At 60.5% G+C, this 13,741-nt stretch carries 14 protein-coding genes; 10 read left to right on the plus strand and 4 right to left on the minus strand.

The genetic code is table 11. The annotated features are described in order from the left end of the window. Window positions 1–28: 28 nt before the first annotated feature. On the minus strand, window positions 29–946 hold the full coding sequence (locus ACK59H_RS01375) for a putative 2-dehydropantoate 2-reductase (RefSeq protein WP_409264185.1): 918 nt from the start codon (window positions 944–946) through the stop codon (window positions 29–31). Window positions 947–1,048: 102 nt separating this feature from the next. On the opposite strand from ACK59H_RS01375, the gene ACK59H_RS01380 reads away from it, so the two are divergent. From ACK59H_RS01380 to ACK59H_RS01390, 3 genes are all read left to right on the plus strand, one after another. Then, window positions 1,049–1,534 (plus strand): YajQ family cyclic di-GMP-binding protein, encoded by a 486-nt coding sequence (locus tag ACK59H_RS01380; protein WP_054884610.1) that lies wholly within the window; start codon window positions 1,049–1,051, stop codon window positions 1,532–1,534. Between the two features lie 112 nt (window positions 1,535–1,646). Continuing rightward, window positions 1,647–2,489, plus strand: coding sequence for a mechanosensitive ion channel family protein (locus tag ACK59H_RS01385; protein ID WP_060478117.1), 843 nt, complete (start codon window positions 1,647–1,649; stop codon window positions 2,487–2,489). Between the two features lie 126 nt (window positions 2,490–2,615). Beyond that, on the plus strand, window positions 2,616–3,860 hold the full coding sequence (locus ACK59H_RS01390; RefSeq protein WP_060478116.1) for an MFS transporter: 1,245 nt from the start codon (window positions 2,616–2,618) through the stop codon (window positions 3,858–3,860). Between the two features lie 132 nt (window positions 3,861–3,992). Here the strand turns inward: ACK59H_RS01390 and ACK59H_RS01395 are convergent, their stop codons facing one another. After that, the gene (locus ACK59H_RS01395; RefSeq protein WP_060478115.1) at window positions 3,993–5,540 is read right to left on the minus strand and encodes an AmpG family muropeptide MFS transporter; all 1,548 of its coding nucleotides are present in this window, start codon (window positions 5,538–5,540) and stop codon (window positions 3,993–3,995) included. Between the two features lie 43 nt (window positions 5,541–5,583). Next, the gene (locus ACK59H_RS01400) at window positions 5,584–5,937 is read right to left on the minus strand and encodes an MGMT family protein (protein ID WP_060478114.1); all 354 of its coding nucleotides are present in this window, start codon (window positions 5,935–5,937) and stop codon (window positions 5,584–5,586) included. A gap of 152 nt (window positions 5,938–6,089) precedes the next feature. Between ACK59H_RS01400 and ACK59H_RS01405 the strand changes: the two genes are divergently transcribed. From ACK59H_RS01405 to groL, 5 genes are all read left to right on the plus strand, one after another. Beyond that, entirely contained in the window at window positions 6,090–7,100 is a 1,011-nt protein-coding gene (locus ACK59H_RS01405; RefSeq protein WP_060478113.1) for a DUF481 domain-containing protein, read from the plus strand. A gap of 85 nt (window positions 7,101–7,185) precedes the next feature. Continuing rightward, the gene (locus ACK59H_RS01410) at window positions 7,186–7,917 is read left to right on the plus strand and encodes a HugZ family protein (RefSeq protein WP_060478112.1); all 732 of its coding nucleotides are present in this window, start codon (window positions 7,186–7,188) and stop codon (window positions 7,915–7,917) included. 67 nt (window positions 7,918–7,984) lie between these two features. After that, entirely contained in the window at window positions 7,985–8,446 is a 462-nt protein-coding gene (locus ACK59H_RS01415; protein ID WP_060478111.1) for an FxsA family protein, read from the plus strand. A gap of 252 nt (window positions 8,447–8,698) precedes the next feature. Continuing rightward, complete coding sequence (locus tag ACK59H_RS01420; protein WP_009684394.1) at window positions 8,699–8,992, plus strand: co-chaperone GroES; 294 nt, start codon at window positions 8,699–8,701, stop codon at window positions 8,990–8,992. Window positions 8,993–9,041: 49 nt separating this feature from the next. Beyond that, window positions 9,042–10,682 (plus strand): chaperonin GroEL, encoded by a 1,641-nt coding sequence (gene groL, locus ACK59H_RS01425; RefSeq protein ID WP_060478110.1) that lies wholly within the window; start codon window positions 9,042–9,044, stop codon window positions 10,680–10,682. Between the two features lie 94 nt (window positions 10,683–10,776). Here the strand turns inward: groL and ACK59H_RS01430 are convergent, their stop codons facing one another. After that, the gene (locus ACK59H_RS01430) at window positions 10,777–11,505 is read right to left on the minus strand and encodes a phosphatase PAP2 family protein (protein WP_060478109.1); all 729 of its coding nucleotides are present in this window, start codon (window positions 11,503–11,505) and stop codon (window positions 10,777–10,779) included. 179 nt (window positions 11,506–11,684) lie between these two features. Here ACK59H_RS01430 and colR point away from each other — a divergent pair, with 179 nt between their 5' ends. Both colR and ACK59H_RS01440 read left to right on the plus strand, forming a co-directional pair. Then, window positions 11,685–12,368 (plus strand): two-component system response regulator ColR, encoded by a 684-nt coding sequence (gene colR / locus ACK59H_RS01435; protein ID WP_060478108.1) that lies wholly within the window; start codon window positions 11,685–11,687, stop codon window positions 12,366–12,368. Continuing rightward, window positions 12,358–13,659, plus strand: coding sequence for a HAMP domain-containing sensor histidine kinase (locus ACK59H_RS01440; protein ID WP_060478107.1), 1,302 nt, complete (start codon window positions 12,358–12,360; stop codon window positions 13,657–13,659). The genes colR and ACK59H_RS01440 overlap by 11 nt, the downstream gene beginning before the upstream one ends. Window positions 13,660–13,741: the final 82 nt, after the last annotated feature.

The raw sequence follows: 13,741 nt of genomic DNA on the forward strand, positions 1-13,741 counted from the left end.
GGTAAGGCAATGTCCCTATGGGTTGAAATCACGCGCTGGGCAAACCACGCGCTCGCAGATTATCGACCAGACGCTGATGCAGGTGTTCCAGCTGTGGCACGCGCATACCGTGGCGCGCTGCTGCTCGGCAAACGTGCCCCAGCAAGTAATGCACTTCAGTACGTCGACCAGCGCGTACGTCCTGGTACATGGAAGAGTAGTTGGCAGCCGTTGCCAGGATTACCCGCTGAACTTCTTCGTCAAGATCCCTGGCAGCCAGTGGCTGACCGCAGTGGCGCAGCAACGCGGCCAGTTCAGTGCTCAGCGCCTCGACCTCGTCCAGATGCCCGAGCAGCCCTCCGTTCTGGCAGTCGTGCAGAACGGTCAACGGGTTGATGGCACAGTTGAGCGCCAGTTTACGCCAGAGCCGACTAAGGATATCGGGCGTCCATTGAGCAGGGATGCCGGCCTCGCCAAGGTCTGTGAACCATGGCGGCGGGGTAGGATTGGCCGGGTCGCCCAGCCAGTTGAAACCGTGGCCGGCAAAGCGTACTCGCCAGTCGTCTTCGCGAAATGCGCCTTCGGTACTGGAGGCGAAAACGCAACGCGCCAGTGGCGCTCGTTCAGCGACCTCATCCTGGCTCCCCAGGCCATTTTGCAGCAATACCAGGTCTGCGCCTGCCACCAGGCGCGGCGCCAGGGCAGCGATGGCGGGGGCGGCGTCGTAGGCCTTGCAGGCCACCAGCAGGCGATGAATGGGGCCACCGGACTCGGCCGTTTCGGCCGGGATCGCGTACAGGCTGGCCCGATCCTGTTCGAGCAGGGTCAGGCCACCGGCCTGCTGGTAGGCCTGCAGGCGCTGTGCATCGCGTAGGATCAGGCGGACTGCTTTGCCTGCGCGGGCCAGCCGGCAGGCCCAGAGGCTACCGAGGCTACCGGCGCCGAGAATATGCCAGGTGCTGCTCATCTGCGTTTCGCAACCCGTTATAATGAGCCGGCATTTTAACCCCCTTACACCGACGCGCTCCATGTTCAGACTGAGCGCGCTTTCATTTTATGGAGACAACCCATGCCTTCGTTCGACGTGGTATCGGAACTGGACAAGCACGAAGTGCAGAACGCCGTCGATAACGCTATCAAGGACCTCGACCGCCGCTATGACCTCAAAGGCAAGGGCAGCTTCGAGTTCAAGGACAAGGAACAGACCGTCGTACTGACCGCCGAGGAAGAGTTCCAACTCGAAGCCATGTTGGAAATCCTGCGCCTGGCGCTGGTCAAGCGCAAGATCGACGTGAAGTGCCTGGAAACCAAAGACCCATATGCCTCGGGCAAGGAAAAGAAACAGGAAGCGAAGTTCCGCGAAGGCATCGACAAGGACCTGGCCAAGAAGATCGTCGCCACCATCAAAGACGGCAAGCTCAAGGTCCAGGCCGCCATCCAGGGCGAGCAGGTGCGCGTCACCGGCAAGAAGCGTGATGACCTGCAGGAAGCCATTGCCCTGCTGCGGACCAAGGAATTCGACATGCCGTTGCAGTTCAACAACTTCCGCGATTGATCGCGGCACCTGAAACCCTGATGGCGCAGCGTTGTCCATCGGGGTTCACGGCGGCTGCGACGTCAGCCGCCCGCTTTACTGTGTACGTGCCGTTTGGCATCAGGAGATGAATATGGATTTGAACGCCGAAGTTGACCATCTGGTACGCCAGACTCAGACCTGGGTGCCCTTGCTCATGGAATATGGCAGCCGCCTGCTGCTGGCACTGCTGACCCTGGCGGTCGGCTGGTGGATCATCAACAAGGTCAGCGCACGCCTGGGCAAATTGGTCGGCTTGCGTAATGCTGACCTCGCCTTGCAAGGCTTCATCAGCACCTTGTCGAACATCGTGCTCAAGATACTGCTGTTCGTCAGCGTGGCGTCGATGATCGGCATCGAAACCACCTCGTTCGTTGCCGCCATCGGTGCCGCTGGCCTGGCGATCGGCCTGGCCTTGCAGGGCAGCCTCGCGAACTTCGCAGGTGGCGTGCTCATCCTGATGTTCCGCCCGTTCCGCATCGGCGACTGGATCGAAGCGCAAGGCGTGGCGGGTACGGTCGACAGCATCCAGATCTTCCACACTGTGCTGCGCACCGGTGACAACAAGACGGTGATCATGCCCAACGGTGCTCTGTCCAACGGCATCATTACCAACACCAACCGCCAGCCCACGCGCAAGGTGGTGTTCGATGTGGGCGTGGACTACGAGGCTGACCTGCAGAAGGCCCGCAACGTGCTGTTGGAGCTGGCGCAGGACCCTCGTGTGCTGGCAGAACCTGCGCCTCAGGCAGTCGTCTCGACCTTGGGTGACAGTTCGATCACCGTTTCCCTGCGCCTGTGGACCAAAACCTCCGACTACTGGGACGTGATGTTCATGCTCAACGAACAGGCCCGTGACCGGTTGAAGGCCGAAGGCATCGATATCCCGTTCCCGCAGCGAGTGATTCGTGTCGTGCAGGAGACTGCCGCACAGTGACGCTAAGCCGGGGGTCGCAGCAGCGGCCCTCGGTGTTTTCATCCCCCTCCTTACACTTGTTCACAGCATGTGTTGGCCTTTTCTGGCATATAGCCTGACCCCTCTTGCCTGTTCCGATACACCATCATGAAACCACTGCTCTACATCACGCCACTGCGGGCCTTGCTGTTCGGGCTGACCCTGGCGCTGTTCGAATTGCTCACCTACCTGGCCAGCGATGCCGTGATGCCGGCAATGCCGATGGTGGTCGAGCACCTCAATGCCAGCCCCGAATACATCCCCCATGCGCTCAACCTGTATCTGCTCGGTGGCGTTGTATTGCAATGGCTGATTGGCCCGCTGGCCGACCGCTACGGCCGCCGCCCGCTGTTGCTGGCTGGCTGCGCATCGTTCGGTGTTGCTTGCCTGGCCACCTACTGGGTGGACGATATCGGCCTGTTCAATCTGCTGCGCCTGCTGCAGGGCATCGGCCTGGGTTTTGTGGTAACCGTCAGCTACCCGGCGCTCAACGAGTCGTTCAGTGAAGCGGATGCGGTGCGCATGATGGCGCTGTTGGCCAATATCGCTTTGCTTTCGCCACTGCTCGGTCCACTGGTCGGCACCCTTATGCTGCAATGGCTGGACTGGCGTTGGCTGTTCGTAGCCTTCGCCATGGGGGCCGTTGTGTGCTGGCTGCTACTGTATCGGCTGATGCCGGAAACCCTGGGTGTAGAGCGCCGCGACGGTTCGCGGCTGGCCTTTACGCCGATTCACCTGCTGCCGTTGCTTGCCGGTTACGGGCAGTTGCTGGGCAACCGCAAATTCGTCGCAGGCAGTGCCGCGCTGGGGCTGGTGGGGCTGCCGCTGATTGGCTGGATCGGCCTGTCACCGGTGTTGCTGATCCATGACGAAGGGCTGAGCACCATGGCCTACGCACTGTGGCAATTGCCGGTTTTCGGCGGGTTGATCCTGGGTAATTTGATCATCAACCGCATAGCGGACCAATACCCGCTGGCAAGCCTTGTACGCGGGGCGCTGGCGCCCTATCTGGCCGGCCTGTGTGTAATGGTGCTGGCGACCTGGTTGTGGCCGACGGTCACCAGCGTGGTTGCCGGCATGTCGCTGTATGCGTTGGGGCTGGGTGTGGCCAACGCTGTTCTGTATCGCATGACGCTGTTCGCCAGCGAACAGAGCAAAGGGTTGGTATCGGCGATGTTGGGCATGATCACCATCGCCTTGCTGGGGCTTGGTGGCGCGTTGCTGGCGATGATTGGGGCGGGAGCGAGCCTGTTGCACTTTGCCCTGGCCGCTGGCCTGGCAGGGGCCCTGGCACTGTGGCCGCTTTGGTTCGTGGTGGGTGGGCGGCCTGGGGAAGGGGCGGTCGCTCAATAGTCTTGGCTGCCTAGGCCGGCTTCTTCGCGGTTGAACCCGCTTCTACAGGCAATGCACAGTGTCTAAAGGCTTGTGCATTGGCGGTAGAAGTGGGCTTTGCGGCGAAGAGGCGTGACCGCTCGCAAAAAGCGATCAAGGCTGCTCGGTGGCCGAGTTATTCACCGCAACCTGCTTTCCCCGGCCCGCCTCCTGCCGCCAGTGCAGAGCGATCAGGATCAGCGTGGGCACCCCTAGTAGGGCGGTGATCAGGAAGAAGTCATGATAACCATACTTTTCCACCATCACCCCCGAATAACCGCCGATCAGGCGTGGCAGCAGCAGCATGATCGAGCTGAGCAGCGCGTATTGGGTGGCCGAGAACTTCAGGTTGGTGAGGCTCGAAAGGTAAGCGACGAACGCTGAGGTGGCCAAGCCGGAGCTGAAGTTGTCCAGCGAAATGGTCACTACCAGCATTTCCAGATTCGGCCCCATGTCGGCCAGCATCAGGAACAGAATGTTGGTAGCAGCCGATGCGGCACCGCCGATGAACAAAATGGGCAGGATGCCGAAGCGCACGATCAGCAAGCCACCCACCCCGGCGCCCACCAGGGTCATGATCAGGCCGAATACCTTGCTGACGCTGGCGATTTCATCCTTGGTGAAGCCCATGTCGATGTAGAACACGTTGGCCATTACCCCCATCACCGTGTCCGACATGCGATAGGTGGCGATCAGCCCCAGCAGCAACAAGGCCTGCCAGCGGTAGCGCGTGATGAAGTCGTGAACCGGCGTCAGCACCGGAGCCAGGCCGCGGCGGCCGAGGCTCGAGAGGCAGGCCCAGGTCAGCAGCACATAGAGGATCAGGCGCAGGAACGCACGGTCTTCCAGCAACAGGTCCAGAGGGGTCGCGTCCCCGGAGATCACACTCGACCACCCGGTGTTGAACATCTGTGTGAAGCTGGCCGGCACCGACACCAGTAGGATGATCAGCACGAATACCGAAGCCATCTGATGCATCAAGCCATAGCGCGCGGCCGATAACTGAGTGCGCAGTGGCACCGGTGGCTCACGCATTACCAGGGTGGTGAACAGCGCCGGCAGCATCATCACCCCGAACAGCACGTAAGTGCCCGCCCAGGCCTTGTGCAGGTAGCTGAAGCCAGTTGAGCCGAACCATTCTGCAAAGAACAATGCACCGGCTGTGGCAAGCAGGGCAGCTACCCGGTAGCCGGCCATGTAGCTGGCGGCCAGGGCAGCTTGGCGCTGATCGTCGGCGATCTCCAGCCGATAGGCGTCCACCGCGATGTCCTGGGTGGCTGAGGCGAAGGCCACCAGCACGGCCAGCGCGATGAGCCAGGACAGGTGCTGTTGCGGGTCGCACAGGCTCATGCCGATCAGGCCGATCACGATCAGCGATTGCGACAGCAACAGCCACGAACGTCGCCGCCCCAAGCCGCCGAGCAATGGCAGGCGCCATTGGTCGAGCAAGGGTGACCATACCCATTTGAAGGCGTAGGCCAGGCCGATCAGGCTGGCGTAGCCAATGGTTTCGCGGGCTACGCCCGCTTCGCGCAGCCACACCGACAGCGTGGAGAACACCAGCATGTAAGGCAGGCCAGCCGCGAAACCGAGCAGCAAAAGTACCAAAGTAGACGGGCTGGCATAGGCAGCGAGCGCAGCGCGCCAGGTTTTACGGGGCATGGGCCAATATCTGCCTCAAAATTGCGAAAACAAAGCGCGCACTCTAACCGCTGTGCTCCATCGGGCGCCAGCCATGGCGCGTCATATCCACACGATTATTGGCTAAATTGACGCCCTCCGCGCGTAGTCTGGCCCGCTGTTCATCCCCCGAGGGCGTTCCCTGCGCCAGGCTCAGGCGCCCGCCTGCGCCAAGCACGCGGTGCCAGGGCAATCGGCTATCGGCTGGCAACTGCCCAAGTGTGCGCCCCACCCAACGCGCCGCACGGCCAAGCCCCGCCAGCTCGGCAAGTTGGCCATAGCTCACGACTTTGCCCTCCGGCACTTGGCCAAGGACGGAATACAACGCCGTTCGTCGGGCTGCTGGGGACGCCAAAGTGACGTCGAATTCGTCAGACATCCCAACGGCTCTGGCCTGGAATGAAACCGGACGAGTGGTTAGGGCAAATGAGAGTTGAACTCAATGGCATTCTCCTGGGTCTGTGCTTGCTCTGGCCGCCAGCATCCGGATAATGCCCGGCTTTTTCGACAAATCGAACCCATATTGCGCTTATGTATTCTAGATCGCTGCTGTGCTTGTTGACCGCTGCCGTGTGCGCTACCCCGGCGATGGCCGATACTGTTTGGATGAAGAACGGTGACCGCCTCTCCGGCAAGATCAAGGTATTCGATGGCGGCAAGCTGCTGTTGCAAACGCCCTATGGTGGCTCCATCGCCCTGGATTGGAAGCAAGTTAAAACGCTTGAAAGCGATCAAGAGTTGTTGGTCAAGCAGGATGCCTATAACGGTGAAAAGGCCAAATCCCTGAAGGCTGCCGAACCAGGCAAGGTCACCCTGGCCAATGGCGAAGCGCCAAAAACGGTAGAGCTTGCCAGTATCGAGCAGATCATGAAGCCCAAGCCTATGGTCGAGGACCTGATCTGGAAGGGTAATGTCGACGTAGCCTTGGACTATAAGCGCGCCGAGAACGACACCGACGACTACGATATCGGTTTCAAGACCACGGCCCGCCATGGCCGCTGGCGGCACAACGCCGAAGGTGAGTACAACCGCGAGACCAAGGACGACGTCACCACCACCGACAACTGGAGCGCCGAGTACGCACTTGACCGCTTCTTGACCGAGAAGTGGTTCTGGCAGGGGCGTCTTGAATACAAGCGCGACCACGTCGAAGACCTTGCGCGCCAGCGTACGGTCGGTACTGGCCCGGGCTATCAGTTCTGGGACGACGAACTGGGCGCTTTCTCCCTGGGTTCGCTGATCAACCGAACCGACTTCGAATACCAGGATGGTGGCAAGGACAACTTCTACTCGGCAGCGGTGAAGTGGGACTACACCCGCTACCTGATCGGCAAGAATGTCCAGCTGTTCACCAATGGCGAGCTGGCCAAGCCGTTGGGCGGTGTGGCCGACTACTCGCTGGATGCCGAAGTAGGGCTGCGCTACAAGGTCACCGAATGGGCGTCGCTCAACCTCAAGGCGGAGCGGGACATCATCACCGGTACCCGCGAGAGCAACCTGGACAAGACTCGTTATACCGCAGGTTTCGGCGTGACCTGGTAAGCCTGGCCGAGCGGCGGCACCATTGGCAGTGGCGGGGATAATGCTTATCGTGTTGCATCAACCCCGCCATCAGGAGCCGCCTTCAGTGAGTACCAACGCCATCCGCCCCGCTCGGGAGCTGTTGCTCAAAGAATACCGCGGCGTGCTGTCGACCCATTCCAAGTCCATGCCGGGCTACCCGTTCGGTTCGGTGGTGCCGTACTGCCTGGATGCTCAGGGCAATCCACTGATACTCATCAGTCGCATCGCCCAGCATACGCACAACCTGCAAAACGATGCCAAGTGCTCGCTGCTGGTGGGTGAGCGTGAGGCTGAGGATGTTCAGGCCGTCGGCAGGCTGACGGTGATGGCCCAAGCGCATAAATTGAACGACGAAGCGGCAATCGAAGCAGCGGCCCAGCGCTATTACCGCTATTTCCCCGATGCTGCCGATTACCACAAGGCTCACGATTTCGACTTCTGGGTATTGCAGCCGGTACGTCACCGCTACATCGGTGGCTTCGGCGCCATCCACTGGCTCGATCAGGTCACCCTTGCCAACCCCTTTGCGGGCAAAGCCGAGGCCAGCATGGTCGAGCACATGAACAGCGACCATGCCAATGCCATTGCCCATTATGTAGAGCTCAGTGGCCTGCCACGCGGTGTACCAGCGCAATTGGTGGGCGTCGACAGCGAAGGGATGCACCTGCGCATCGGCCAGGCGGTCTACTGGCTCGCCTTCCCAACAATCTGCAACACGCCGACACAAGTGCGTGAAGCCTTGGTTTTGCTGGCGCGCGCTGACCAATGGCCGGCTGCGACTGAGGTCGAGGCTTGAAATTGCGAGCTGACGCATCCATCTGGAGGTCTTAGGGGAAGGGTTTCTTCCAACGAGGAATGCTTTGATGCGTGCTTTTCTATTGCTGTTTCTGTTGTTCCCGGTGCTTGAGCTGTTTGTCTTCGTCAAAGTCAGCGCCGCGATCGGCTTCTTTCCGGCGCTGCTATTGATCATCGCCGGCTCCGCCCTGGGTGTGCTGGTGATGCGAGTGGCTGGCTTGGCCACCGCCCTGCGTGCCCGGGAAAGCCTGCAGCGCGGCGAATTGCCCGCTGAGGACATGTTCCAGGGCTTGATGCTGGCTGTCGGTGGTGGGCTGTTGTTGCTGCCAGGTTTCATCAGTGACGTACTGGGCCTGCTGTGCCTGCTGCCGTTCACTCGCCATTTGGCAGCCCGCAAGCTGCGCGAGCGGGCCCAGGCCCAAGCCATGCGCCAGCGGGCGTTTCAGGACGACCCGTTTCAGGCGCAGCCGCGCGACGGCGGACATCGCCCGAACGTGATCGAAGGCGAATACGAGCGCCGCGACAAGTAACCAGACCCGTCACCTGCGGGGCCGCATCAGCGGCCCCGTTGTTTTATAGCCTGCTGAAAAAATTTGCATACCGAGCCTTGTAATTGAATATGGCGGCCTTATGTATGTGGTCACCGCAAGGTTACTGGTGAAAACACCAGACATGACACAGGTGGTTCGCCGTTGGCGGGCCCCTACCGGCAACGCCGGACTGCATCAACCCGCCGGTGTCGATACCGGCCGATGAAAACCACAATTTGGGAGAGATCGACAATGAAGCTTCGTCCTCTGCATGACCGCGTAGTCATCCGTCGCAGCGAAGAAGAATCGAAAACCGCTGGCGGTATCGTCCTGCCGGGTTCGGCCGCTGAAAAACCAAACCGCGGCGAAGTCGTTGCTGTTGGCACCGGTCGCGTTCTGGAAAACGGCGAAGTACGTGCACTGGCCGTCAAGGTCGGTGACAAAGTGGTATTCGGCCCTTACTCGGGCAGCAACACCGTGAAAGTCGATGGCGAAGACCTGCTGGTCATGGCTGAGAACGAAATCCTCGCCGTTATCGAAGGCTGATTTCCCCCGACTTCCCGTTACTCCAAAGATTTTCAAGGATTAAACGATCATGGCTGCTAAAGACGTAAAATTCGGCGATTCCGCTCGTAAGAAAATGCTGGTTGGTGTCAACGTTCTGGCTGACGCGGTAAAAGCGACCCTCGGCCCGAAAGGTCGTAACGTAGTGCTGGCCAAGAGCTTCGGCGCTCCGACCATCACCAAGGACGGCGTTTCCGTCGCCAAAGAAATCGAGCTCAAAGACGCCTTCGAAAACATGGGCGCTCAGCTGGTCAAGGAAGTTGCTTCCAAAGCCAACGATGCAGCCGGTGATGGCACCACCACCGCTACCGTTCTGGCTCAAGCCATCGTCAACGAAGGCCTGAAAGCCGTTGCTGCCGGCATGAACCCGATGGACCTGAAGCGCGGCATCGACAAGGCCACTGCTGCCGTTGTCGCCGAGCTGAAAAACCTGTCCAAGCCATGCGCCGACTCCAAGGCCATCGCTCAGGTAGGCACCATCTCCGCCAACTCCGACAACTCCATCGGTGAAATCATCGCCGAAGCCATGGAAAAAGTCGGCAAAGAAGGCGTGATCACCGTTGAAGAAGGCTCGGGCCTGGAAAACGAACTGTCCGTCGTAGAAGGCATGCAGTTCGACCGTGGCTACCTGTCGCCATACTTCGTCAACAAGCCAGACACCATGGTTGCCGAGCTGGAAAGCCCGCTGCTGCTGCTGGTTGACAAGAAGATCTCCAACATCCGTGAACTGCTGCCTGTTCTGGAAGCTGTTGCCAAAGCCGGCCGCCCACTGCTGATCGTTGCAGAAGACGTCGAAGGCGAAGCCCTGGCTACTCTGGTGGTCAACAACATGCGCGGCATCGTCAAGGTTGCTGCCGTCAAGGCGCCTGGCTTCGGCGACCGCCGCAAGGCCATGCTGCAGGACATCGCCGTCCTGACCGGTGGCCAGGTAATCTCCGAAGAAATCGGCCTGACCCTGGAAACCACCACCCTGGAGCACCTGGGTAACGCCAAGCGCGTCATCCTGTCCAAGGAAAACACCACCATCATCGACGGTGCTGGTGTTGACGCCGACATCGAAGCACGCGTCAAGCAGATCCGCGCCCAGATCGAAGAGACTTCTTCGGACTACGACCGTGAGAAGCTGCAAGAGCGTCTGGCCAAACTGGCTGGCGGTGTTGCCGTGATCAAAGTCGGTGCAGGCACCGAAGTTGAGATGAAAGAGAAGAAAGCCCGCGTTGAAGACGCCCTGCACGCTACTCGTGCAGCCGTCGAAGAAGGCGTGGTGCCTGGCGGTGGTGTAGCCCTGGTTCGCGCCCTGGCTGCCATTGTCGACCTCAAAGGCGACAACGAAGACCAGAACGTCGGTATCTCCCTGCTGCGTCGTGCTGTTGAAGCTCCGCTGCGCCAGATCACTGCCAACGCCGGCGACGAGCCAAGCGTGGTGGCCGACAAGGTCAAGCAAGGTTCGGGCAACTACGGCTACAACGCCGCTACCGGCGAATATGGCGACATGATCGAGATGGGTATCCTCGACCCAGCCAAGGTCACCCGTTCGGCTCTGCAAGCTGCAGCTTCGATTGGCGGTCTGATGATCACCACCGAAGCCATGGTTGCCGACCTGCCGGAAGACAAGCCAGCTGCTGGCATGCCTGACATGGGCGGTATGGGTGGCATGGGCGGCATGATGTAAGCCAGCCTTACCCCCTGCACCATGAAAGCCCCGGTTCGAGAGAACCGGGGCTTTTTTGCGTGCGTTGGGAATATGCCGCCAAGCGGCTTGTGGGTCAGGCCAGGCGCTGTTCGCTGGCAGGTACTCGAGCCGGGTTCCGGCGGTACAGCACCAGATAATACGAACCCAAGCCGATCAACCAGCAGAAAACCGCCGTCCACACGTTGTGCGACAGGAAATGCGCGCCCTGCAGCATCCTGCCCAAGCCAAGCGTGGAGCCTGCCACCAGGGCCAGGCAGAAAGCGGCGCGCGCCAGTTTTGGCTTGCGATCACGCAGCATGAAAAACAGGCCAAACAGGCAAAAACCGGTGGCCGCATGCCCACCCGGCCAGCACAGCCCCGGCTTGTCGGTGGCCGGGCGGTGTTCCAGCAGCTTGCTGTACGTTTCGGTGCCACCGAACTGAGTCAGGCTCCAAGGGCATTGCACCTGAGTCACCTTCTTCAGCGGGGTAACGAAGGCGGTCGACAGCCCAAGCGCCAATACCAGGCAACCCAGCTCGCGGCGCCAGCCGAACAGGCGTTTGAAGAAGAAGCTGCAGCCGAACGCGGCCAGCGAAATCAGCCCAAGCAGTATGACGCCCTGCTTGACCCGGTCATGCATGACGGTTTCCAGCAGGTAACTGTGACGGCCTATGAACTGCCCGGCGGCGGGGTCGAAGAACAGGTTGGCGATATCCATGTCGATCGAAGTCAGCTCCAGCAGGAGCAAAGCCACGGCGACCGCTACTGGTACGCCAAGGTACAGCCAGAGATTGATCGGGCGCGAACGCGTGCGTTGTTGCATGACGACTCCAGGGATAAAAAGACCGGGCATTGTCAGGCGGGCGCTATGCTCTGTCCGTGAAGGATCAGTGAAAAAACTGTCAAGTTCGCTGAATTTGACCAAGGGCTGGTACAGTCCCGACGATGGCCTTAAGCTGCGCCTGCCGCGCACCCGAGCGAAGCGCCGCACAGGAGAACCCGATGCGTATTCTTTTGGTTGAAGACAACCGCGATATTCTGGCCAACCTTGCCGATTACCTGGGCATGAAGGGCTACACCGTCGACTGCGCCCAGGACGGCCTGTCGGGCCTGCACCTGGCTGCAACCGAGCATTACGACCTGATCGTGCTGGACATCATGCTACCGGGGATCGATGGTTATACCCTGTGCAAGCGCCTGCGTGAGGACGCCCGCCGTGACACCCCGGTGATCATGCTGACCGCCCGAGACCAGCTGGACGATCGCCTGCAGGGTTTCCGCTCCGGTGCCGATGATTACCTGCTCAAGCCTTTTGCACTCTCCGAGCTGGCTGCACGCATCGAAGCGGTGCTGCGTCGAGCCCAGGGCGGTGGGCGGCGGACCCTGCAGGTTGCCGACTTGAGCTATGACCTCGACACCCTGGAAGTCACCCGCCAAAGTCGCCTGCTCAAGCTCAACCCGGTCGGCTTGAAGCTGTTGGCAGTGCTGATGCAGAAAAGCCCGCACGTGCTGCGCCGCGAGGTGCTCGAAGAAGCGCTTTGGGGTGATGATTGCCCAGACAGCGACAGCCTGCGTAGCCATGTGCATCAGTTGCGCCAGGTGATCGACAAACCGTTCGACAAACCGCTGTTGCATACCGTCCATGGCGTCGGCTATCGCCTCGCCGAGGGCCGTGATGGAGTTTAAGCAAAGCCTTGCCCAACGCATCATCATCGCCTTTGCGCTGATGAGCGCACTGGTGGCAGGCGCCTTCGCCTTCGGGATCGTCGCCACCGTGCACCTGGTCGAGGAACGCCTCATTTCTTCGGTGCTCGGCGGTGACCTGCAGCGTTTGCTGCGTATGGACAGCATCAGCGATTGGAGCCACCGGCCAAGGCCCGACCAGTTGTTTTACTTCAGTGGCGGGCGCGATGATTTCGAGTTGCCCAAAGACCTGCGCCACCTCGACGCAGGGTTTCATGAGGTGTTTCGCGACCAGCTTTCCTATCATGCAATGGTCGAGATCGTCGATGGTCGGCGCTATGTGCTGCTGCAGGATCAAAGTGATTTCGAAGAGCGCGAGCGTGTACTGTTCGCTGTGGTGGTGGTGGGCTTCGTACTGAGCCTGGTACTGGCGGTGGTGCTCGGCTGGCTGCTTGCGCGCCGGGTGATGGCACCCGTCATCCGCTTGGCGCGGCAAGTTCGTCATCGCGATCAGTTGCTGGGCTTGGCCCCGCCCTTGGCACCGGACTACGCCGCCGATGAAGTCGGCCAGTTGGCGGTTGCTTTCGACGATACCCTGGGCCGGCTGCGGGATGCGTTGACTCGTGAGCGCTTGTTCACCAGTGATGTCAGCCATGAACTGCGCACGCCGTTGATGGTGCTGGCCACCTCGTGCGAACTGTTGATGGAAAACCCCAATCTGGACACGCGCTCGCGCAATCAGGTGGACCGCATTGCCCGTGCCACCGAAGAGATGCGCGAGCTGGTCAAGACCTTCCTGATGCTCGCGCGTGCCCAGCGTGATCAGGGGGCCGTGGCGTCTCAGGCCACGCTGTGTGAAGTCGCCGAAGACTTGATCGGGGTGTGGCGCGACACCATCGAGCAAAAAGGGCTGACGCTGCACTTCGACGGCCAGGCCAGCGCAGGGCCATTGCTGTACAACGCCACCTTCCTGCATTCAGTGATGGGCAACTTGCTGCGCAATGCTGCCCATTACACCGACAGTGGTTACATCCGTCTGACCCTCCAGGCCAATGGTTTCAGTGTCGAAGACAGTGGTGTAGGTATCCCGGAGGAGCAGCGCGAGGCGATGTTCAAGCCCTTCGTGCGTGGCGAGGAGCGGCGCGGTGAAGGCCTTGGCCTTGGCCTGTCGCTGGTGCAGCGGATCTGCGATGACCAAGGCTGGCGAGTGACATTGACCTCCACTGCACCGCACGGCTGCCGCTTCCAGGTTGATCTGAGCCAGAGCGCGGAAAAGACCGATCCATCGCAGTAATAGGCTGAAACATCCTTAGCGGAGCATGACGCTATTTTCACATCGGTATGACCTGTTTCCAACGCCTTGCTGCCTAACGTGG

It is taken from the genome of Pseudomonas sp. KCJK9000, from assembly GCF_046230725.1.
GTDB classification, from domain to species: Bacteria; Pseudomonadota; Gammaproteobacteria; order Pseudomonadales; family Pseudomonadaceae; genus Aquipseudomonas; species Aquipseudomonas promysalinigenes.

Coding starts and splice junctions, on each gene's coding strand:
- groL (WP_060478110.1), top strand. CDS start 9,042: ATGGCTGCTAAAGACGTAAAATTCGGCGATTCCGCTCGTAAGAAAATG.
- colR (WP_060478108.1), top strand. CDS start 11,685: ATGCGTATTCTTTTGGTTGAAGACAACCGCGATATTCTGGCCAACCTT.
- ACK59H_RS01375 (WP_409264185.1), bottom strand. CDS start 946: ATGAGCAGCACCTGGCATATTCTCGGCGCCGGTAGCCTCGGTAGCCTC.
- ACK59H_RS01385 (WP_060478117.1), top strand. CDS start 1,647: ATGGATTTGAACGCCGAAGTTGACCATCTGGTACGCCAGACTCAGACC.
- ACK59H_RS01380 (WP_054884610.1), top strand. CDS start 1,049: ATGCCTTCGTTCGACGTGGTATCGGAACTGGACAAGCACGAAGTGCAG.
- ACK59H_RS01390 (WP_060478116.1), top strand. CDS start 2,616: ATGAAACCACTGCTCTACATCACGCCACTGCGGGCCTTGCTGTTCGGG.
- ACK59H_RS01395 (WP_060478115.1), bottom strand. CDS start 5,540: ATGCCCCGTAAAACCTGGCGCGCTGCGCTCGCTGCCTATGCCAGCCCG.
- ACK59H_RS01420 (WP_009684394.1), top strand. CDS start 8,699: ATGAAGCTTCGTCCTCTGCATGACCGCGTAGTCATCCGTCGCAGCGAA.
- ACK59H_RS01430 (WP_060478109.1), bottom strand. CDS start 11,505: ATGCAACAACGCACGCGTTCGCGCCCGATCAATCTCTGGCTGTACCTT.
- ACK59H_RS01400 (WP_060478114.1), bottom strand. CDS start 5,937: ATGTCTGACGAATTCGACGTCACTTTGGCGTCCCCAGCAGCCCGACGA.
- ACK59H_RS01405 (WP_060478113.1), top strand. CDS start 6,090: ATGTATTCTAGATCGCTGCTGTGCTTGTTGACCGCTGCCGTGTGCGCT.
- ACK59H_RS01415 (WP_060478111.1), top strand. CDS start 7,985: ATGCGTGCTTTTCTATTGCTGTTTCTGTTGTTCCCGGTGCTTGAGCTG.
- ACK59H_RS01440 (WP_060478107.1), top strand. CDS start 12,358: ATGGAGTTTAAGCAAAGCCTTGCCCAACGCATCATCATCGCCTTTGCG.